Below are 20,286 nucleotides of genomic sequence, written 5' to 3'. Positions count from 1 at the left end.
TAAAATTTTGAAAAATACACTGATGTTTACTTAAAAAATTTTTACAAAATGCACAGTTGTGTTTATAAGAGAAAAGTAAAATTACAAGATGTTTAGTTGTAGTGTGAAATATTTACGCAAACAAAAACAGGCGAAAAAATCACGCCTGTTTATCGTAAAAATATTTAGGTTAAATGTAAAATGTTAATCAAAAGCAGCCATACCATACCGTAATATGTCACAACTGCAACAAGGTCGTTTATGGTTGTAATCAATGGGCCTGACGCTACGGCAGGGTCGATTTTCATTTTGTTGAAGAACATAGGAACAAGTGTGCCGATAAGGCTTGAAATTACCATAGACGCCAAAAGCGAAAATCCTACGCAGCCCGATACAATAAACGAGTAGGCAATATCGTTTCCTTTAATAAGGAAAATATAAAGACCGACAAAAATCACTGCCATTACACCGAGGAGAATTCCGTTTGAAAATCCGACTTTCATTTCTTTGACGGTGAGTTTTAATTTGTCTGACGCTGTCAGATTTTCATCCATAAGTACACGGATTGTAACCGCAAGCGATTGAGTGCCTACATTTCCCGCCATATCAAGTATGAGCGACTGAAAGCATATAACTATCGGAATAACGGCTACCACCGATTCAAAAATGCCTACCACCGAAGATACTCCCATACCGAGAAAAAGCAGAATAATTAGCCAAGGCAATCTTTTCTTTGTGCTTTGAAAAGTGGTTTCGTTTAAATCTTCTTCTGCGGTCAAACCACCGAGTTTTGCGTAATCCTCACCGAGTTCTTCGTCCACAACCTGAACAATATCATGGGCGGTAATAACGCCGAGAATATGTTTTTCGTCATCAAGCACAGGGATAGAATCCTCTGCATAGTCTTTTAATTGTTCAATACAATCCGTAATTTTTTCGTGTGCCTTTACAAAAGGATATGACTTTACTATGATGTCATCAAGATTTTGATAATTCCTTGCAACAATTAAATCTTTCAAATCAATAGCGCCGAAAAAACAGTTGTTGTCGTCAACAGCGTAAATTGTATTGATGTTATCATTTTCACCTGCCTGCGAGATAAGTTCGTGTCTGGCTTCTTTTATAGAAAGATTTTTGCTTATAACGATGTAGTTGGTAGTCATTTCACTGCCGATTTCATCATCGTCATAAGATAAAATCATTCGTACATCTTGTTTTGCATCGTTGTCAAGCAAGGCGACTATTCTTTTTCTGTCGTCATCGCCGAGCTTTTCAAGAATATCTACCGCATCGTCGGAGTCCATTTCCGAAAGCAGATTAGCAACTTTATCGGAATTAATTTCTTTCAGATACTCTTCCGAATCTTCAATGTAAGAAAATATTTCCGCAACAAGTTCCACACCGAGAACAGGGTAGAGCGCTTTTCTTTCGTCGACAGTCATTTTTTCAAGAGCGTCGGCAATATCGCTTGTATGGTAGTCGGAAATTTTTTCTATAAGCTCGTCTTTTGAAAGACCGCTCCTGAAAATCTTTACGATTTCGTCTGCATACATTGGTTTGTTTAATACTTTCTCTGTCATATCATTACCTCCCATTTGCCTCAAAAGGGCATAAAAATACCACCGCTATTCCCACAGCAGTTTAACAATTGATTGTTGAGCAGTATAGGATAATATTCGGTGGAACAGAAAGTAATATTATGTTTACAAAAGGCTAAACATCAGTCAGAATTTAACAGACAGCCTTACATTGAGTATTTCCGTAACACCTGTTTGAATACTTCGACCAAAACTACTGCAACTGTCCATTAAATCTCACCTCCGATTAAACTTCATCATATATTAATTTATCACCTAAATATATTTATGTCAAGTAAGTATAAGAATTTAGATTTAAAATTTACAATCCGATAACAATATTATGCACAAGTTGTTTGCAGCTTATAAAATATTATGAATTGTGACAGATTTCCCTATAAAAAGTGATGCTTTATATTTGCAATTTGTGCCGCAGCACAAAGAAATTTGTGCATAAAAGTGTTGCGCTCATAAAATATCGTGGTATAATAATGGCATAAACAAAAGAGATTTCAAAGCAATGGGGCTTCGTTGAACACGAAGTCCCATTTGTGATTTGATAGGGTATGATTTGAAAGGATGATAATTATGACACCTGAAAAAATTGTTGAAAACCATAAGAAATATGTACTTCAGTCATGGAGCAAGCAGGGTAACTTAAATCCTATTCCTGTTGCAAAGGCAGAGGGAATTTACTTCTACGATTTTGACGGTAATAAATATACAGATATGTCTTCACAGCTTGTAAACCTTAACTTAGGTTACGGTAACAAAGCTATCGGAGATGCAATTAAAGAACAGGTTGATAAGTTTTGTTTTGTAGGCCCGTCATACGCAACAGAGGCAAAGTCAACACTTGCGGAAATGATTATTAATCTTCTTCCGGACAGTTTTGGCAAAGTATTCTTTACAAATGCAGGTGCAGACGCAAACGAAAACGCAGTAAAGATTGCAAGAATGTTTACGGGCAGAAACAAGGTATTCAGCCGTTACAGAAGTTATCACGGTTCTTCATTCGGCGCAGGCAACCTTACGGGCGAGCCGAGAAGATATCCGCTTGAGCCGGGTATTCCGGGATTTGTAAAATTTTTTGATCCGTATGTTTACAGAGAGGCTGTTGAATTTGAATCCGAAGAGGCAGCTACAAAATATTATCTCACTAAATTGAGAGAGCAGATTATTTACGAAGGCCCTGACAGTGTAGCCGCAATCGTTATGGAAACAATTACAGGTTCAAACGGTGTAATTATTCCTCCTAAGGGTTACTTACCGGGAGTAAGAAGGATTTGTGATGAGTTCGGTATTCTGATGATTTGCGATGAGGTTATGGCAGGTTGGTGCAGAACAGGTAAAATGTTTGCATTCCAGAATTTTGATGTAGTTCCCGATATTGTATCATTTGCAAAGGGCGTTACCTGCGGCTATGTTCCGCTCGGCGGCGTTGCGGTATCGCAGAAAATCGCAGATTACTTTGACGATCATCTTCTTTCCTGCGGTCTTACATACAGCGGTCATCCACTTGCTTGTGCGGCAGGTGTTGCCTGTGTAAACTACTACAGCGAGGCAAACATTCTTGACAATGTAAACAAGGTTGGCAAGGTGCTCGGTGAAATTCTTGAAGAAATGAAAGAGAAACATCCTTGTGTAGGTGATGTAAGATATATCGGTTTGTTCTCTGCTATTGAACTTGTAAAGGACAAGAAAACAAAAGAACCGTTAGTTCCGTACGGCAAGGATGAAAAAGGCATTATGGACAGTCTTGTAGGAATGTTAAAGAAGAAAAAGTTTATGACTTATTCACACGAAAATATGCTCTTTGTAAATCCGCCGCTTATCATTACAGAAGAACAGATCAGGGAAGAAATGGTAAAGATGGACGAAGTTCTTACATATGTTGACAATGAATTGATTTGATACTATAATAGTAAAATTCTAAAATAACGGGAGATATTAAAATGTCACATTTTGTAGTTCCAAATCACATAGTAGTCGGCAAAGGCGTGCTTAACGAGGCTGCACCGCTTTTAAAAGAAATGGGCAGAAAGGCTTTTATCGTAACAGGCAGACACATTGCGGTTTCGGATATGATGAAAAAACTAACGGCATTGCTCGACGAAGAGGGTAGATAATATGCTGTTTTATGTGCTAAGCAATTTTACAAATGCGGAAATCGAAAGTCTGGTTGAAAAGTTGCAGGCAGAGCAGGAGAAGTTTATGAGCGTTAATAAACTTTATATTGCGGTCAGTAAAACCGATTGTAATATAAAGTCGCTGTCAAAAGCATATCAGATTGTGCTTAAGATGCTCAAACTTTCTCAACGCAGAAATATCAGTCCGATGTTTTATGAAAAACTTGAAATCAAAAAACTCATTCTTGCCGTAGACGATAATTCGCTGCTTGAGAGCATATACAATGAAAACCTCAGAAAACTTGAGATTTACGACAGAGATAACGGAACCGATTATCTGAATTTTTTACGGTTGTATCTTAAGTATGACGGCAGTGTGCAGAAGGTGGCGGAAGAAACATTTGTGCACCGCAATACAATAAATTATCAGCTTGCTAAAATCAAAAAAATCCTCGGCAATAACCTTAAGACCTTTGAGGAACGCTTTAAACTCATTTTGGCTTTTGAGATAAAAGATGTGCTGTAATTTTATAAATTATTTTGTTGTCAAAAAATACAAAGCTGACATTGCAATGCAAATTAGCAATGTCAGCTTTGTTTATTTTAAATGTGATTATATATGCAATAATCTTAATACGGGAAATCCCTTCTTTAGTGCGTTCCAGAGTAATATCAGCGCCGAGCAGGCAAGAATGTCAACTATTGTCATAATCCACCAACAATAGCTTATACTTTGCAGTACAGGAGTATTGCTCCAAATTTGGTTTGAATAACTGTTTACTGCGTAATTTAAAGCCATAATAATTATGGTGTTTTTGCCTAAGAATGCTAAAAATTTAAAATTATTCACATATTTATAGCAAATAAAAAGTATGGCAACAGAAACTGTGATTGAACCCGTAAATGTAAGAAAAGTGTTGTTAAGTGTATTGTTGCAGAGGTCAACTCTTGGGTTTGTTACTATGCATAATGCACCGAGAGCTATCATAGAAAATATAAAAGATATACCGTGGGTGATATTTTTCAGCAGATTTGATTCTTTGATTTTAAGTCCTATGAACATAAATGCCATACCGATTAGAGCAACATTGATGTGCCAAGGTAATTGAATATTTATAAATAAGTACAAGATATAGTCAAGTGTTACAGACAATATACAGATAACTGTCTGTACGGCTGTGTTGTTTATTTTATTGAGAAAATAAAAGCAAATACAACAAATGAAAATACACGGCAAAAACCATAACGGAGTGCAGTTAGGCATTTTGTCTATTGCGCCCCAAGAGTAAAATATCCATTGCAAATGATTCATTGTTGAGTCAAATAATTCCTGACCTTTCAGACCTTTAATTTGTTCAATCGGTATATTTATGAGTAAATTGAAAAAAGCCAAAATAAAGTAAGGCACTATGTAAGCTTTAAATTTGGATACTGTGAATTTTTTGAAACCGAGTTCGGACCATTTTGTTTTATTATATAAAAATCCGGAAAGTATAAAGAAGAATGGCATATGAAAGCCGAAAATTGCTTTCACAAGCGGGTCAGGTGCATTTGCGTGACCGATAAGCATTAAAATAATTACAAATCCCCTTGCCACATCTATATAAGCCAATCGTTCGGTTTTGCTGTTTTCCATCATATTTCCCCACACATTTTCATATTTTTCATTTTACATAACTACTATTATACCTCTGATTTTTCGTTTTTCAAGTTTGTAATAATATTTTGGTTTTTCTGATATGATTATTGAGATAGAAAAAGAAAATATTAGTATAAATGTCTTTTAATATTAAATTATTATGATATAATTATTAAAAAATAAAGATTAATATTTTGCAAGGTGGTGCTTTTATGAAAGAAACATACGAAGAGAAAATAAACAGACGATTAGGTGTAAAGCAGAGAATCATTGCGGTTGCTTCGGGCAGAGAAAAGGCTGACCTTGTACTGAAAAACGCAATGTATCTCAATGCCTTTTCAAATGAATTTTTGCAGGGCGACATAGCCGTAGCAAACGGTCTTATAGCCGGTATCGGAGAGTATGAGGGAGAAAACGAAATCGATGTAAACGGCAAACTTGTCTTACCAGGTTTTATAGATGCACACATTCACCTTGAAAGCTCAATGGTAACTCCGAGTGAGTTTGCAAAAGCGGTTGTTTCTCACGGAACAACAACCGTTATTACCGACCCGCACGAAATAGCAAATGTAATGGGAACTGACGGCATTGAATATATGATACAAAGCTCGCAGAACCTGCCTGTTGATGTGCATTTTATGTTGCCGTCCTGTGTACCTGCTACCGAGTTTGACGAGAGCGGTGCAGAGCTTGGCTACAAGGATATTGATTCGTATTTTGAGCATAAAAAAGTCCTCGGTCTTGCCGAGATGATGAACTATGTCGGAGTGATAAACGGTGACGATGATGTGGTTTCAAAAATAGTTGCCTCGCAGGCTCACCATAAAAAGATAGACGGACACGCTCCCGAACTTTCGGGAAACGACCTTAACGCTTACATAGCCGCAGGTGTTTACTCCGACCACGAATGTTCAACATTTGAAAATGCACTTGAAAAGCTTAGAAAAGGTCAGTTTATTATGATAAGAGAGGGTACTGCCGCTCACAATCTAAAGGCACTTATGCCGTTGCTGAATCAGCAATATTATGCACGCTGTATGTTTGCCACTGATGACAAACATCCGAGTGATTTGCTGTATGGAGGACATATTGATTACATAGTAAAACAGGCGCTGAAAAACGGAGCAGACCCGATAATCACATTAAAAGCAGCAACTCACCATGCCGCAAGATATTTTGCGCTTAACAATAAGGGAGCAATTGCACCCGGTTATCTTGCCGATATGGTTGTTGTAGACAATTTGACGGATTTTAATGTGGAAACTGTTTTCAAGCGTGGTAAAGTGATTTTTGACGGTGAGGTAAAGGAGTTTGAAATCCCTGCCGCAGACGACAGGCTTATCGAAAAATGTCATAATACATTCTGCCTAAACGAAGTTATGCCAGACAGTTTTAAAGTTGACGGAAAACTCGGTCTTATCGGACTTGTCAGCGGAGAACTTCTCACGCATAATCTCGGAACAGCCGATAAAATTGATGTGGAAAACGATATTTTAAAAATCGCCTGCATTGAGCGCCATAAAAATACGAACCACATCGGTGTCGGCTATGTAAATGGATATTCTTTAAAATCTGGAGCGGTTGCAACTTCCGTTGCGCACGACTCACATAATATTATTGCGGTAGGCTGTACCGACAGTGATATATCCGTTGCCGTTAATGCGGTCAGAAACAGCAAAGGCGGTATAGCGGTTGTCGATAACGGAAAAATTAAGGCATTGCTTGAACTCCCGGTTGCAGGACTTATGTCGGAAGAACCTTTAGAAAAGGTAAACGAAAAACTCGAAAAAGCCAAAACCGAAGCATACCGCCTCGGTGCGGATAAAGGCATAGACCCGTTTATGACGCTGTCATTTTTAAGCCTGCCTGTAATCCCGTCACTGCGAATAACCACAAAAGGTGTATTTGATGTTGAAAAATGCGAGTTTGTTGAGAAAAATAAAATTTAATTATAAATTAAACAACAGCTCTCCGGTCACGGTAATAATGATAGGGGAGCTGTATTGTGTAATATATCAGAAGTTTTTATTTATCGATAACCTCTCTGTAAAAATCTATAAATGCGTTTAGGGCAGGGGAGCGCCATTTGTTTTTGTGTATTAATAATTGAGTCCATACAGAAACATCACAATCCGCAATCGGCAGATGTTTAATATATCCGTTGCGGTATGCGTCTTCCGTAATAAAATCAGGTAGAAAGGAAATCATTTTGCTGTTTTCTATGAGTGAGCAGATTTGCAGAGGATTGCCGATTTCAAGAATCGGGAGAATTTCCAACGATTGCGTGGCAAGCTCGTGATTCAGAAGTTTTCGGTAGCTCATATTGCTTTCTGTAAGCACAAAATCTTCGGAGCATATTTCTTTTAACAATAGTTCGTTTCGCTGTAAAAGCGGATGATCTGCGGCGGCTATAAAGTGGACTTCCTCTTTATGTTCGGCACAGATAATAAACTCCGAATCGTAAATATGGCTGTCCAAAGTAAATATTAAGTCAACTTCGTTTTTCCTTAGCATATCAAACATTTGCTCGGTACCGCTCTCCAATACAACCAAATGAATATCGGGAAACTGTTTGCGAAATTTCAGAAAATCATCTTTAAAATAACGATTACATACCGAACTTGACATTGCAAGTCTGATATTTCCTTTTATTATTTCGGGAGTTTTAAGTTCTTCAAGCATTTTTTCGTGAGATTCGAGTATATTTCTTGCGTGCTGCAAAACGATCAGCCCGTCCTCTGTAAGGTTTATTCTGTGATAAAACCTGTCAAAAAGAACAGTGTCAAGCTCATTTTCCAATTGCTTTATTTGTGAAGAAACCGTAGATTGTGTATAACCGAGTTTATCGGCAGCCGCTGAAAAACCCGAGTATTCGCATACGGCAACAAAAGTTTTTAATACATTGGTATCCATATTATTTATCCTTTATAAACGATATTTTCGTTATTATAACATAATATTATCAATTTTACAAATAATACAATTTTTGCTATACTATAAATTATATTGTGTTTAATTTTAAAGGAGATTTACTATAATGAAGCGTGAACAACTTGGAAGCAGACTTGGCTTTATTATGCTTTCGGCAGGATGTGCAATCGGATGCGGAAATGTTTGGAAATTTCCGTGGATGTGCGGGCAAAACGGCGGCGGAAGTTTTATGCTGGTATATATAATTTGCTTAATTGTACTCGGTATTCCGTCTTTGATTATGGAATTTGCCGTCGGAAGAGCGGCGCAGACAAGTCCTATTCATATGTATAAAAAATTAGAAAAGCCGGGGCAGAAATGGGGCGGCTTTGGTTGGGTGTGCCTTGTGGGCAATCTTGCGCTGATGGCGTTTTACACAGTTGTGTGCGGATGGATTATCTACTATTTTGTCAATTTTCTTATAGGGAATAATGCCGACCTCGGCTTTAATTCTATGATTTCTCAGCCGTCTGTAAATGTTATTTTTCTGCTGGTTACGGTAGTTATTGCTTTTGTAATTCTTTCGTTCAATATTCAGAACGGACTTGAAAAAGTAACAAAATATATGATGTGCGCATTGCTTGTGCTGATGGTAGTTTTGGCGGTAAACAGTCTGTTGCTGAAAGGCGCAGGAGAGGGAATGTCGTTTTACCTCAAACCCGATTTTTCAAAGATTGACGGCTCGGTTATAGTGGCGGCAATGAATCAGGCATTCTTTACATTGTCAACAGGTATGGGCGGAATGGCTATTTTCGGAAGTTACATAGGCAAAGACCATTCCCTTATGGGCGAGGCTGTTAATATAATTTCTTTGGATACTCTTGTTGCCATTCTTGCAGGTGTAATAATTTTCCCTGCATGCTTTACTTATGGTGTTGAAGTAAATTCAGGCCCGAGCCTTTTATTTGACACTATGGCAACTGTGTTTAATAATATGGCAGGCGGCCGCATATGGGGAACTCTCTTTTTCCTGTTTATGGTTTTTGCGGCTTTGTCAACCGTTCTCGGTGTGTGTGAAAATATCCTTGCAATGATTAGAGATTTAACGGGTTGGTCACGCCGCAAAGGAAGTTTGATTTGCGGAATTGTTGTATTTGTCCTTGCACTTACAACGGCGCTCGGTTTTAGTGTGCTTCATTTTCAACCGTTTTCCGAAGGAACAACATGGCTTGATTTCTGGGATTTCATAGTATCTACAAATATTCTTCCGCTGGGTTCGCTTGTTCTTGCTCTTTTCTGTTGCAATAAATTCGGCTGGGGCTGGGATAACTTTATCAAAGAGGCTAACGAGGGCAAAGGACTTAAGATTAAGTCGTGGATGAAACCGATTTTTAAATATGTTGTACCTCTGTTTATAGGATTTATTTATGTTTACGGTTTGATAACTTTCAATTGGAGATAAGCTGCGAAAAATTTACACTTTTTGTCGGTTTGACAAAAGAATAGCGTATAAATTATAATATCAAATATATCAAAGTTTATCGGTGGTGATTTGATGTACAATCCGCAAATTGAAACTTTTATAAGAGCAACAGACACAGGCAGTTTTAATAAATCGGCGGAAGAAGCAGTTAAAACTAAAAAGCAGTTATAACCTTTAAGTATATACAGATTAACAAAAACAAGACTTCTCTTGAGGTCTTGTTTTTCTTATAATATAAACAGAAAAAATATTTGGAAATGTAGCTATGAATGAGCCGACCCCAAAAAGTTAGACTAAGAATCTAACTTTATTTTTAAGACAAAAGTCAATAAATCCGTTGACTTCATTTCCTGTAATTATCGCAGAAAAAGAGAGAGTATAAAATTTAAATTTTCCAGATCTGTGTCCGTTATCTATATAAACTATGTTTTTCGGCACACTATACGATAAGTTGAGTTTTATATTGTCTTTGTATATTTCTCCGCTTTTTGCTGTGAGTGTTATTATTGTTGGTGTGGCGGATTCTTTTCTGATTTTTTTCGACCTTTTTACCGACCATATTCCCATAGGTATTACACTTATAAATTCAAGCAGAAACGGTATCACAAGAATATATAAATCAAATACGCACATCAAAATAAATGTGGCAAAAATTAAAACTGCCCATGACAATGCAGGCACTGCCTGTCGAAAAGTATCTTTGCCGCTTAGAAATTGAGGTGTAACTGTTACTTGATACATTTTTTACCTTCCTCAAAATTATTGTATATTTTAATTTTTTTTGCAATAAATATATTGTACCTTATGATACAAGCTTGTTTTCTTCCGTATTATGATATTTAAAACTGTATTTTTCCTAATAGTGTTTAGATTTTTTGTTATCGTCATAGTAGTTGCCTTATATTGCGGTATGCATAAAACATTAAATGTGTGGCGTTGCGGAGCTTTTATGACTTTTGAAATATATATGTTTTCATAATATTTAATCCGAGGTTACAACCTGAACGAAATTTTGCGGTGGATATGTTTCCGTAAGATATAGCTGGGTATTTACATTAGTTGTGCGTATAATTTAAACTGCTGCAAAAGTCAGCAAACAAGCCGCATTATAGATTGTTTGATTATTTCCTTGACATCAATACTATGGTTTCAATATGGCACGGTTGTTCAACGAAAAACATACTCAACCCCTATTGTACAAGGGAATGGTGGAACGCACCTTTTTCCTTAAAATCTAGTGGTTCGAGCCTGTGAGAACCTTGAATTGTCCTATAATTTGTATAGGCAAACAGGGTAAAGCTCTGTTCCTTAAACTTCATTTTTCATGTCATCCCTACAAACTGGAAGTTATATTGCAATCATTTTTTCTTTAATTCTAGAATATTCTTCTCGATCTGCTGTATAACCCCCCTGAAATCATCATCCGTTTTTCCTGTCGGATCTTCAAATTTCCAGTTGTCATCAAACGCTCTGCCAATAAACGGACAACCTACATCACAACCCATGGAGATGGAGATGTCTGGCTCCGGGATGCTTGATATCAACTTAGAATACTGCTTTTTCTCCATGTCGATGCCGTAAAGCTCCTTCATGAGACGGACGGCATCCTGATTAATCTGGGGCGCAGCAAGTATGATGGAATCCTTCAGGAAATCAATGCCCGTATGATTCTGTATAATTTCTGTGAATTAGTGACTTCTCACACTGTGGTAAAAACATCTAAAAATACCAAACACGTCTATAAAATTAATTTCGCCACCGCAGTAAACATATGCAGGGCATATCTCAAACACGGCGGTGACGAAACAGAGACCATGCTTCTCATACAAAAGTATCTGACACCTGTCAGGTACAATCGAAATTATCCTATCCACCTCCGTCCAAAGAGAAATAGGAATTTCATGTATCGGGTTGCATAAATCTCGTTACCATTATACTGCATTATAAAGCAGATAAGCAATCTGTCTTTTTGTCATACCCCAAAAAATGATTTGAACTCATCATACACCTGCTTTCTACACATTAGTGCACCTAAAAAATACAGCATTTCTTAACTGAACAGTATTTTCAATGCATGACCGCATATGATATACTGTTTTCATCATAAAAAACCTTATCTAGAAACCGTAATAATTCTATTCAAATTTTCTTTCTGATTCACTTCACTCTGCATGTACGGTCACGTCACTTTCCTTTTTTTTAGACATAAACCAATAAAATATAACACAAAATGCTAAAGCAAACACAACACCAAAAACATTTTGAATCACTCTAAGACTAACTGCTCCTTGTAGTCCATAAGTCTCTGCAGCAATGGCTAAAGCACCAAATGTGTTAAATACTGCCTGCCAGCCATATTGTGCTGAAAATCCTACACCGATTCCACCAAGAATTCCTATATATGCATAGATTGACGAAGGAAGCAGAAAATATAATACTGTAAAACATATAACACCTGCAATATTTCCGACAATCCTTTTACGGACTCTGTAGTGCATATCTTCCATAGACGGCAAAATTACGGACATGGCCGCAATACCAGCCCACATTGCACGTGGCATATTACAAAGTTCTGCAATGCAAAGGACAATCGGTACGCATAAAATCTGACATATCTGCCATTTTGTTCTGGAAGAAGTGATATCAAATTCTTGTATCAGATCTTTCAGATTACTTTTATAAGTTCTGTTTTTATGATTTCGATAAAATACGAAGCAGGTAAGTGCTGCACCTAAAGCCATTCCGACTAATCGCATCTGATAGCTTTTTCCCGTAACATCATAACCATATAGCAGCAGATACCCAAGAACCAATGTAGATTGATTAAACATGAATGGATTATGGCATCCGAACAGAATCAACACAGCCAGTGCCGCAATATTTAACAGCATTCCCAATACCGGTGAAAACTGATTTGCTAAATGCGGACATACAGTCATAATTACAAAGAACAAAGCCAAAAGCATCGTAGATTGTCCGGTGTGGATCCCCAGATCCGCATTTCTAAACACCATGAGACATAATAAGACTACTACACCTACAATGCTGTTCTCATTTCCAAATAGGATGCTGAAAATACTCACAAAGAAAAAACAAAATGCCATTGTAACAGCTATCTTCACCAGATATACCCACATATGATATAATCTTTCTTTTAGTGTTTCACTCTTTTTCAACAGGTTTTTAGAACCTGCCTGATTTAACTGCAACTCCTGATAAAATGTCATATAAATCCTCCCATCTTCTAATTTATCTTAAAACTATATAATCTCATCTTTCTGCTTTGGCAGCTCTATAACAAATCTGCATCCACCATATTCACGGTTTTCTGCTTTGATTGTTCCTCCGGCACTATCTACAATCCGTTTTACAAGTGCAAGACCTAGGCCATTTCCTTCTGCTTTATGAGATCCATCTACCTGATAGAACTTGTCAAATATTCTGGATTTTACATCATCCTCTATTCCTGGTCCTTCATCTTCCAGAATGAATTTAACAGAATCCTGTTCTTGTTTTAGAAACATCGTAATTGTCCCCTTTGAAGGGCTGAACTTAATCGCATTATCCAAAAGATTTATCCAGATATGCATAAAAAGTCCTTCATTCCCAGTATATTTAACTTCCTCCAATTCTACCTGAAAACCAATTTCTTTTTCTGTCCATTTTGTTTCCAATGAAAGAAATGCCTGGCGGATCTGTTCATCCAGACGATATTCTGTTTTTTTCATTGGTATATTCTGATTCTCTAACTTGGATAACAGCAAAATATTACCAACCAATCCGGAAAGTCTTTGGGTGTTAAATAAGATTTTTTCTACATATTTCTCTTGATCCGGAGACAGTTCTTCTCCCTGAAGCAGCATTGTATATCCTTCAATGGCATTAATCGGGGTCTTAAACTCATGAGAAACATCAGATACAAAATTCATCTGCAGCACCTCTGTTGCACGAAGTTCTTTTGTCATAACGTTAAAACTTTGATAAGATTCTCCAACTTCTGCTATACGGCTGTTCGTTTCCAAATGCTGTTCAAAATTTCCCTGAGAAACTTCCTTCATTGCTTTACTAAGTCTGGTAATTGGTTCCAGTAACTTTGCATTAATAAAGGAAGTGATCAGCCCTGCAATCAATGTATTGAAAATCAAAAGCCAGCCAAGCACAGGTATGCTGCCCGGCAGATAAAAAAAATGATTCAAAAAAACAAATAATAAAGCAGATATGACTGTTGAAAATACAAGTGCCAGCCAGATTGCACCGGTCAGACAGGATCGGATCCGCAATCCTTTTTCTTTCTTTTGTTCCATTATTTTTTCACCACCTTGTATCCAATTCCACGCATTGTTACGATTTCAAAATCAGGGTTATCTTTAAAATGCTCTCTGATTCTTCCTATATGTACCTCTATCGTATGTGGGTCTGCTTCCGTCTCGTATCCCCATACTTCATCCATCAACTGTTGTTTTGTAAATGTTCTGCCTGGCGAAGCTGCAAGCTTATATAAAAGCAGGAATTCTTTTTTAGGCAAAACAAGACTTTCCTTATCAGTTGTAACCGTCATTGCATCATAATCAAACTCTGTTGAACCGATCACAATTTTGTGTTCATTCAGTATCTGTGCACGGCGAAGCAGTGCTCCGACTCTTAAAACCATTTCATTCACATTTACCGGTTTTACCATATAATCGTCACTTCCCGAAAGAAATCCCTGGCGCATATCATCAAAGGAACCTTTCGCAGTGATCATAAGCACTGGTATCTGATATCCTGCTGAGCGAAGTTCTGACACCAGTTCATAGCCATCCATAACCGGCATCATAATATCAGAAATGATCAGATCAATATATTCCTTATCCAATACTTCTAATGCCTGTGCTCCATCCGATGCACTTTTGACTTGATATCCATTCTTCTCAAGCACTTTTTGGAATAGCTGGCTTAATTCTTTATCATCTTCTACAATCAATATTTGAAACACGTTTTCCTTCCTCCTTATTAAAACAGATACCTTGCCCATCCAAGCAGATGCTGTACCAAAAATATTTTTCTCTGACGTTTCTTTGTTAATTCGATTGGCTCTACATGATATGGATCACGATAGGTTCCATCTTCCAATACCTGGCGGGACACTCTTTCATATCAATCCAGCTCTTCATTCCATCTACTAACAGACGAATATGTACGCCTCTGTCTGCCGCATCATGCAGTGCTCCTAAAATCAATTTTCCACTTTCATCGGATTGAAATGCAAAAGTAGAAAGAATAATTTCCTTTTTTGCATTCTTGATCAAACGCACTCTTTGTAAAAGTGCTTCTGGATTCTTTTCTATGATTACTGCCAGTTCTGTATTTTCACTTCATTCGTTCCATGACCCATTTTTTGTTTCTTTTTTGGTTGTATTGGACACTTCCGGCTGCTTTTTATATGCAACGCAGATTCCGAGCAATTCATAAAAAGCCACACATAAAAAAATTGCCAGTATAACAAGAAGGATTTTATATATTAAGGATTTTACATATTTTATACTTTTTCATTGTACATCACCTGATTCCTTTTTATTTCATACTTATACAATACAAAGTCAATCTCAATTTAACCTCAACAAAATTTATTTTTATTCTAATATATGAAGGAGCTTTTCTTACTCCGTTGTATTAATCACTATTTTATTTCTTCCATAAGCTGTCGGATTTTTCTCAATGTACACTGTGTAACTGCCAGGTCATCTTCTTGTATATTCGATATGATTTTTTCATAAGCTTCTATCATTTTTTCTTTCTGACAATTACTTAATTCAATTGCCTTGTTCGTCAAAACCAGGTATGTTCTTTCTTTTTTTTCATCTAATTTCCAGATAATATATCCTTTATTTTCAAGACTTTTTACCATCTTAGATGTTTCTGGAATCGATAATTTCATGTATTCTGCCACTTCTGAAAGATATACTCTTTCATGACAGTCTGATTTTTCAACACATTCCTTTATACTATAAAGGAACAAATAATCTGTTCTTTCAATAAATTCAAATATGCTTTCAACATTGACGCTCTTTAAAAAAAACTCCTCTGCACTGGTTCCTGCTCCCATATTATCGTTCCTCTCTTTCTATATATTCTTTTTTGCTGACTAGACTCTTATATGCCGGTCGAATGATCTTATCTGTAGTTATCAATTCTTCCAGGCGATGTGCACTCCAACCAGCAATTCTTGCTATCGCAAATAATGGCGTGTACAATTCTCTTGGAATATTCAACATATCATACACAAAACCACTATAGAAATCTATATTAGGACTTACTCCTTTGAATATCTGACGCTGCTTTGCAATCAACTTAGGTGCAATCTTCTCAATATTGTTATAAAGGGCCATATCTTTCTCACGTCCTTTATCCCTTGCGAGTTGTTCTACAAAGCCTTTGAACACCCTTTCTCTCGGATCTGAAATAGAATACACAGCATGTCCCATTCCATAAATAAGTCCTTTCTGATCAAACGCCTCTTTCTTCAAAATCTTACTCAGATATGATGTAATTTCCTCTTCGTCTTCATAATCTTTCACATGACTTTTAATATCATCCATCATATTCATTACCATCAGATTTGCACCGCCATGTTTTTTCCCTTTTAAGGATGACATTGCTGCTGAAATAACAGAATAAGTATCTGAACCTGAAGATGTTACTACCCGTGTAGTAAATGTAGAATTGTTACCACCACCATGTTCCATATGTAACAATAATGCTATATCCAGTACTCTTGCTTCCAGTTCTGTGAATTTTGTATCTGGTCTTAATAGGCGCAGGAAATTTTCAGCAATAGATAAATCTTTTTCAGGTCTATGAATATACATACTTTCGTTTTTTTCATAATGACAATAAGCATGGTATGCATATACTGCTAACATAGGAAATACTGCGATCAACTGCATACTCTGCCTTAGCACATTCGGAATTTCAAGACTTTCTTTCTCCTTATCGTAAGAGCCCAATGTAAGAATACTTCGAGTCATAGAACCCATAATATCTGATGTAGGTGCTTTCATAATGACATCTCTGGTAAAGTTAGTCGGTAGTTCCATACAATCAGATAGTCTTCCCTGAAATTCCATTAACTGTGTATCAGTTGGCAATTCTCCGAATAAAAGAAGATATGCTCCTTCTTCAAAGACAAACCTTTTTCCTTTACCTCCTGTTACTAAATCTTTTATATTATAACCACGATAAGATAACTCGCCATCACATGGGCTCTTTACTCCATCACGATATTCAAAAGCTTTTATATCAGAAATATTTGTAAGCCCCGTCAACACACCTTGGCCTTTTTCATCTCGTAAGCCTCTTTTTACACCATACTCTGAATACAGATTCTTACTAATGCTATCATTTTGTTCGCAAAAAATTGCTTGCTGTTTCATATAATTTTCCAAATTGCTCATTTGAATCGCTCCTTTCATTCTGTTACGAACTTACATACTATACTCAGATATTCTTGTTTCCAGAGTATTCAGCATTGTCTGTTCTTTTTCTTATTCTTATTCATTAGCAATACAATACAATGGAAAACTCAATTTAACCTCAACAAGGTTTGTTTTTTTCATCCATGCAAAATCTTCTTTGTACAACAGACTGTTAGATATAGCAAAAACGGCCTTCCAAAAACAGTTAACTTCTAAATCAACTGTTTTTTAAAATGTCGTTTCATCAGACTCTTATAGCAATCCAGCAAATAATCTCATAAATAATTGTCCCAGTCGCAAATATGCACTTCGTTCGGTTTGATATTGGTCTGTCACATCACGACATTCTCCCATCGTTCTTATCAGATCATTTTTTATTTCCACAACTGCCTGACGACTTACAAAAACTTTTTCTGCAAGCTCATCCTGCGACATTCCCTTTTGAGTACGAAGTTCAAGTATAACCTGTTTTGTATCCACTATGCAGTACCTTCCTTACACCTTTATTATAGTCTCACGCATTATCTCAAACAAGCAACTCGCAGTTGCTGTCCTTATTACTTGGCTTTTTCGTTCACGGCTACCCAAATTTCACAACGATAGTTTGGGGCGGTTGTATCCGCAGACGGATAAACTTCAAACTCCACGCCCTTGGCATATTCATGCTGCGAGCTTTGCGGGAAGATTCTGCCGTTTCTTGACATCGTATGCTTTGGAGTGTTAGATTTCCTGTCCTTTGTTTTCTTTTTCCTGCATACCCTCATCGGCTTGTGCAATCATCTGTCTGTACTGTTCTTTTACACTTTCCGGTGCAAGTATCTGTACCTTGCCATTAAAGCCAAACACCCAACCGAAAAAGGTTGGACTGGCTGATACTTCGGTCTGTACTCTGAAAGACGTAATATCATACGCAAGGTTGTCACATCTTCTCCGAAGCGGTCAACCATTGTTTTCATCAGGGTGTTATCACACCGTAAATCTTCAAGAACTTTCTCGCCTGAGAACATAGAGAACACTTCTTTTGTAAAATTCTCTTCTCAAAGGGCAAGTTGGCAAACTGGAAGTTGTATCATCATTTATCTTTATCTTTTTTTGAAAAAATAAGACTGCCAGATATACCAAAAGATATACCCAGACATATTCCGATTCCAATTCCAGCCATGCTATTTAAGACATTTATAAAAACAACGCTCCAAAGTATTGCTGCGATTATTCCAATAGTGACTCCTATAATTATCCTTTTGTTGTTCATCAGCTTTATCCTCCATAAATTCCGATTTATCTAATTTCTATTAACATCTATTTCACTGTTCATGAACCCCTCAAAACGGTCGAATTGCAGGATTGCCTGTCAGCTTTTTGTCCTATAAAATTCTCTCCAAACACACTGACATCTAATCCACTCACTCAATTTGCATTATCTAATCCGAGGCTACAACCTGAACGAAATTTTGTGTTGGATATGTTTCCGCAAGATACAGCCAAGCATTTGCAGCAGTTGTGCGTATAATTTAAACTGCTGCAAAAGTCAGCAAACAAGCCGCATTATAGATTGTTTGATTATTTCCTTGACATCAATACTATGGTTTCAATATGGCTCGGTTGTTCAACGAAAAACATACTCAACCCCTATTGTACAAGGGAATGGTAGAACGCACCTTTTCTCTTAAAATCTAGTGGTTTGAGCCTGTGATAACCTTGAATTGCTCTATCATTTGTATAGGCAAACAGGGAAAGCTCTGTTCCTTAAACTTCATTTTTCATGTCATCCCTACAAACTGGAATTTAGCACTTCCATACCATTGTAAATTCCTTTTCTCCCGTATTATCATCTACACATTCAGATTGGATACTAAATTCTTCTCGCAGATAAAATTGAATTGCTCTCTCATTTTTTTGATAAACGTTCAATTTTAGAGTGGACTTGATTTTCTTTACCTGATCCAATAACTGTTTTCCGGTTCCCTTTGACTGTGCTACATCTTTTATAAAGATTCCTTCAATATAGTCGTTATTTAATCCAATAAATCCATCTATCTGATTTGCATTGTCAACTTCATGCACACATATTTCTGCAAGTGGAATCATTTCTTTTACCATATCAAAGTTGCTTTTCCAGTAATCTTGAGATATAAAACTATGTGCCTGAATATTCGTATTCAACCATATTTGCATTACTGAATCTAGATCACCAGCAACGTATTTCCTAATCATTTCATTGTCTCCTCAAATTCCGATTTATCTTTCTACTCAACTACACGCCAACTTCTTTAAAATATTAACATAATATTTAAGCTCATTCAAGGAACTCAAATAAACACACAAGTGGAATACCTCAAATTAAGTTTGGAAAAAGCTGATTAATGCTAAGCATTCGTTTCGCCGTTTTGAGCAACGCTCGAAAATACGTCACTGAGAGGACTGTGAACAAACGACAGAAACGATTTATTCAGCGTTTCCTTTGTTTATATGAAATTGCAATATAACTGCATATAGAAATCAGGAAACTTATACAGTACAAAACAACCGCTCCAAAACTAAACAATATTTCTCCCAAATAAGTTAGTCCTGGCATAAATCCATATCCAGGAAGATTATTAAAGTAAATCATCAGTCCTATGGATATAAGCAGCGGAATTAGTTCTGACGAAAACAATATCCGCCAAAGTTTTTTTGTTTTCTTGCGAATGGTTATCACAAATAATATTATTTGAAATGTAAAAATTACTATATATGTAATCAGTAAGAACAGTGCCATTACTATTTTCCTCCGTAAATTCCGATTTGTCAATTTCATTAAATATGAAATTTATCTCTCTATCGTGGATTCAGATATGTAATCGGATTCTGTGCCGACTGATTCAACTTCAGTCTGGCTATCGACTTTCCAATGTAGAATGTTTCATTCTCATCCAACGGAAATCCCTGCTCATATCTTTCATCCACGAAGAACACTCTGCTTTTAGTGCCTTTTCCAATATAGAAAATTTGCTTACTGCGTGGATCTATGAGTCCATACACATAATGATCTCCGAGTGAAAGAAGACTCTTCTCTGAAAATCTATCCATTCGTTTCTCCTAGTGTGCTGTCTGCATTCCCTTATTTGTATCCAAA

Annotated in this window: 21 protein-coding genes and 1 pseudogene; 5 read left to right on the top strand and 17 right to left on the bottom strand. The window is 36.8% G+C overall.

Going from position 1 to position 20,286, the window contains the following annotated elements; all coding sequences use genetic code 11:
- Positions 1-164: 164 nt before the first annotated feature.
- On the bottom strand, positions 165-1,559 hold the full coding sequence (gene mgtE / locus H8R91_RS05660) for a magnesium transporter (RefSeq protein ID WP_186935216.1): 1,395 nt from the start codon (positions 1,557-1,559) through the stop codon (positions 165-167).
- Positions 1,560-2,144: 585 nt separating this feature from the next.
- Between mgtE and H8R91_RS05655 the strand changes: the two genes are divergently transcribed.
- From H8R91_RS05655 to H8R91_RS05645, 3 genes are read left to right on the top strand one after another with little or no spacing between them, the layout of a single operon-like run.
- Positions 2,145-3,470, top strand: coding sequence for an aminotransferase class III-fold pyridoxal phosphate-dependent enzyme (locus tag H8R91_RS05655; RefSeq protein ID WP_186935215.1), 1,326 nt, complete (start codon positions 2,145-2,147; stop codon positions 3,468-3,470).
- A gap of 41 nt (positions 3,471-3,511) precedes the next feature.
- The gene (locus tag H8R91_RS05650; RefSeq protein WP_186935214.1) at positions 3,512-3,685 is read left to right on the top strand and encodes an iron-containing alcohol dehydrogenase; all 174 of its coding nucleotides are present in this window, start codon (positions 3,512-3,514) and stop codon (positions 3,683-3,685) included.
- A gap of 1 nt (position 3,686) precedes the next feature.
- Positions 3,687-4,211 (top strand): PucR family transcriptional regulator, encoded by a 525-nt coding sequence (locus H8R91_RS05645; RefSeq protein ID WP_186935213.1) that lies wholly within the window; start codon positions 3,687-3,689, stop codon positions 4,209-4,211.
- A gap of 87 nt (positions 4,212-4,298) precedes the next feature.
- Here the strand turns inward: H8R91_RS05645 and H8R91_RS05640 are convergent, their stop codons facing one another.
- Positions 4,299-5,321 (bottom strand): acyltransferase family protein, encoded by a 1,023-nt coding sequence (locus H8R91_RS05640; protein WP_186935212.1) that lies wholly within the window; start codon positions 5,319-5,321, stop codon positions 4,299-4,301.
- Positions 5,322-5,536: 215 nt separating this feature from the next.
- Here H8R91_RS05640 and ade point away from each other — a divergent pair, with 215 nt between their 5' ends.
- Positions 5,537-7,273: an adenine deaminase gene (gene ade, locus H8R91_RS05635; RefSeq protein WP_186935211.1), complete on the top strand. Its 1,737-nt coding sequence runs from the start codon at positions 5,537-5,539 to the stop codon at positions 7,271-7,273.
- A gap of 76 nt (positions 7,274-7,349) precedes the next feature.
- Here ade and H8R91_RS05630 read toward each other — a convergent pair whose 3' ends face one another.
- Positions 7,350-8,237: a LysR family transcriptional regulator gene (locus H8R91_RS05630; RefSeq protein ID WP_186935210.1), complete on the bottom strand. Its 888-nt coding sequence runs from the start codon at positions 8,235-8,237 to the stop codon at positions 7,350-7,352.
- Positions 8,238-8,361: 124 nt separating this feature from the next.
- On the opposite strand from H8R91_RS05630, the gene H8R91_RS05625 reads away from it, so the two are divergent.
- The gene (locus H8R91_RS05625; RefSeq protein ID WP_186935209.1) at positions 8,362-9,696 is read left to right on the top strand and encodes a sodium-dependent transporter; all 1,335 of its coding nucleotides are present in this window, start codon (positions 8,362-8,364) and stop codon (positions 9,694-9,696) included.
- Between the two features lie 309 nt (positions 9,697-10,005).
- On the opposite strand, the gene H8R91_RS05620 is transcribed toward H8R91_RS05625, so the two are convergent.
- From H8R91_RS05620 to H8R91_RS05555, 14 genes and pseudogenes are all read right to left on the bottom strand, one after another.
- On the bottom strand, positions 10,006-10,458 hold the full coding sequence (locus H8R91_RS05620) for a hypothetical protein (protein ID WP_186935208.1): 453 nt from the start codon (positions 10,456-10,458) through the stop codon (positions 10,006-10,008).
- A 617-nt stretch (positions 10,459-11,075) separates the two neighbouring features.
- Positions 11,076-11,309 (bottom strand): low molecular weight phosphatase family protein, encoded by a 234-nt coding sequence (locus tag H8R91_RS05615; RefSeq protein ID WP_186935207.1) that lies wholly within the window; start codon positions 11,307-11,309, stop codon positions 11,076-11,078.
- A 570-nt stretch (positions 11,310-11,879) separates the two neighbouring features.
- Positions 11,880-12,944: an FUSC family protein gene (locus tag H8R91_RS05610; protein ID WP_186935206.1), complete on the bottom strand. Its 1,065-nt coding sequence runs from the start codon at positions 12,942-12,944 to the stop codon at positions 11,880-11,882.
- A 33-nt stretch (positions 12,945-12,977) separates the two neighbouring features.
- Complete coding sequence (locus H8R91_RS05605; RefSeq protein ID WP_186935205.1) at positions 12,978-14,021, bottom strand: HAMP domain-containing sensor histidine kinase; 1,044 nt, start codon at positions 14,019-14,021, stop codon at positions 12,978-12,980.
- Positions 14,021-14,731 carry a response regulator transcription factor gene (locus H8R91_RS05600; RefSeq protein WP_186935204.1) on the bottom strand — a complete coding sequence of 237 codons (711 nt, stop codon included), beginning with the start codon at positions 14,729-14,731 and terminating at the stop codon, positions 14,021-14,023. Before H8R91_RS05600 ends, H8R91_RS05605 begins: the two co-directional genes overlap by 1 nt.
- 97 nt (positions 14,732-14,828) lie before the next feature.
- Positions 14,829-15,239 (bottom strand): annotated as a pseudogene (locus H8R91_RS05595) (phospholipase D-like domain-containing protein); the annotation flags it as partial.
- 137 nt (positions 15,240-15,376) lie between these two features.
- Positions 15,377-15,802 carry a MarR family winged helix-turn-helix transcriptional regulator gene (locus tag H8R91_RS05590; protein ID WP_186935203.1) on the bottom strand — a complete coding sequence of 142 codons (426 nt, stop codon included), beginning with the start codon at positions 15,800-15,802 and terminating at the stop codon, positions 15,377-15,379.
- A gap of 1 nt (position 15,803) precedes the next feature.
- Complete coding sequence (locus H8R91_RS05585) at positions 15,804-17,150, bottom strand: citrate/2-methylcitrate synthase (RefSeq protein WP_432767110.1); 1,347 nt, start codon at positions 17,148-17,150, stop codon at positions 15,804-15,806.
- A 273-nt stretch (positions 17,151-17,423) separates the two neighbouring features.
- A complete protein-coding gene (locus H8R91_RS12275) occupies positions 17,424-17,651 on the bottom strand; it encodes a helix-turn-helix domain-containing protein (protein WP_295026333.1) in 228 nt (75 codons plus the stop codon).
- Positions 17,652-17,728: 77 nt separating this feature from the next.
- Positions 17,729-17,935, bottom strand: coding sequence for a hypothetical protein (locus H8R91_RS05575; RefSeq protein WP_186935201.1), 207 nt, complete (start codon positions 17,933-17,935; stop codon positions 17,729-17,731).
- Positions 17,892-18,017: a hypothetical protein gene (locus tag H8R91_RS12405; protein ID WP_333780949.1), complete on the bottom strand. Its 126-nt coding sequence runs from the start codon at positions 18,015-18,017 to the stop codon at positions 17,892-17,894. Before H8R91_RS12405 ends, H8R91_RS05575 begins: the two co-directional genes overlap by 44 nt.
- A gap of 226 nt (positions 18,018-18,243) precedes the next feature.
- Complete coding sequence (locus tag H8R91_RS05565; protein WP_022233904.1) at positions 18,244-18,423, bottom strand: hypothetical protein; 180 nt, start codon at positions 18,421-18,423, stop codon at positions 18,244-18,246.
- Positions 18,424-18,956: 533 nt separating this feature from the next.
- Positions 18,957-19,385 (bottom strand): GNAT family N-acetyltransferase, encoded by a 429-nt coding sequence (locus H8R91_RS05560; RefSeq protein WP_186935200.1) that lies wholly within the window; start codon positions 19,383-19,385, stop codon positions 18,957-18,959.
- 603 nt (positions 19,386-19,988) lie between these two features.
- Positions 19,989-20,240: a GIY-YIG nuclease family protein gene (locus H8R91_RS05555; protein WP_186935199.1), complete on the bottom strand. Its 252-nt coding sequence runs from the start codon at positions 20,238-20,240 to the stop codon at positions 19,989-19,991.
- Positions 20,241-20,286 lie beyond the last annotated feature (46 nt).

The organism is Ruminococcus intestinalis, from assembly GCF_014288065.1.
Taxonomy (GTDB): domain Bacteria; phylum Bacillota; class Clostridia; order Oscillospirales; family Acutalibacteraceae; genus Ruminococcoides; species Ruminococcoides intestinale_A.
This window is presented reverse-complemented; position numbering and strand designations above follow the sequence as displayed.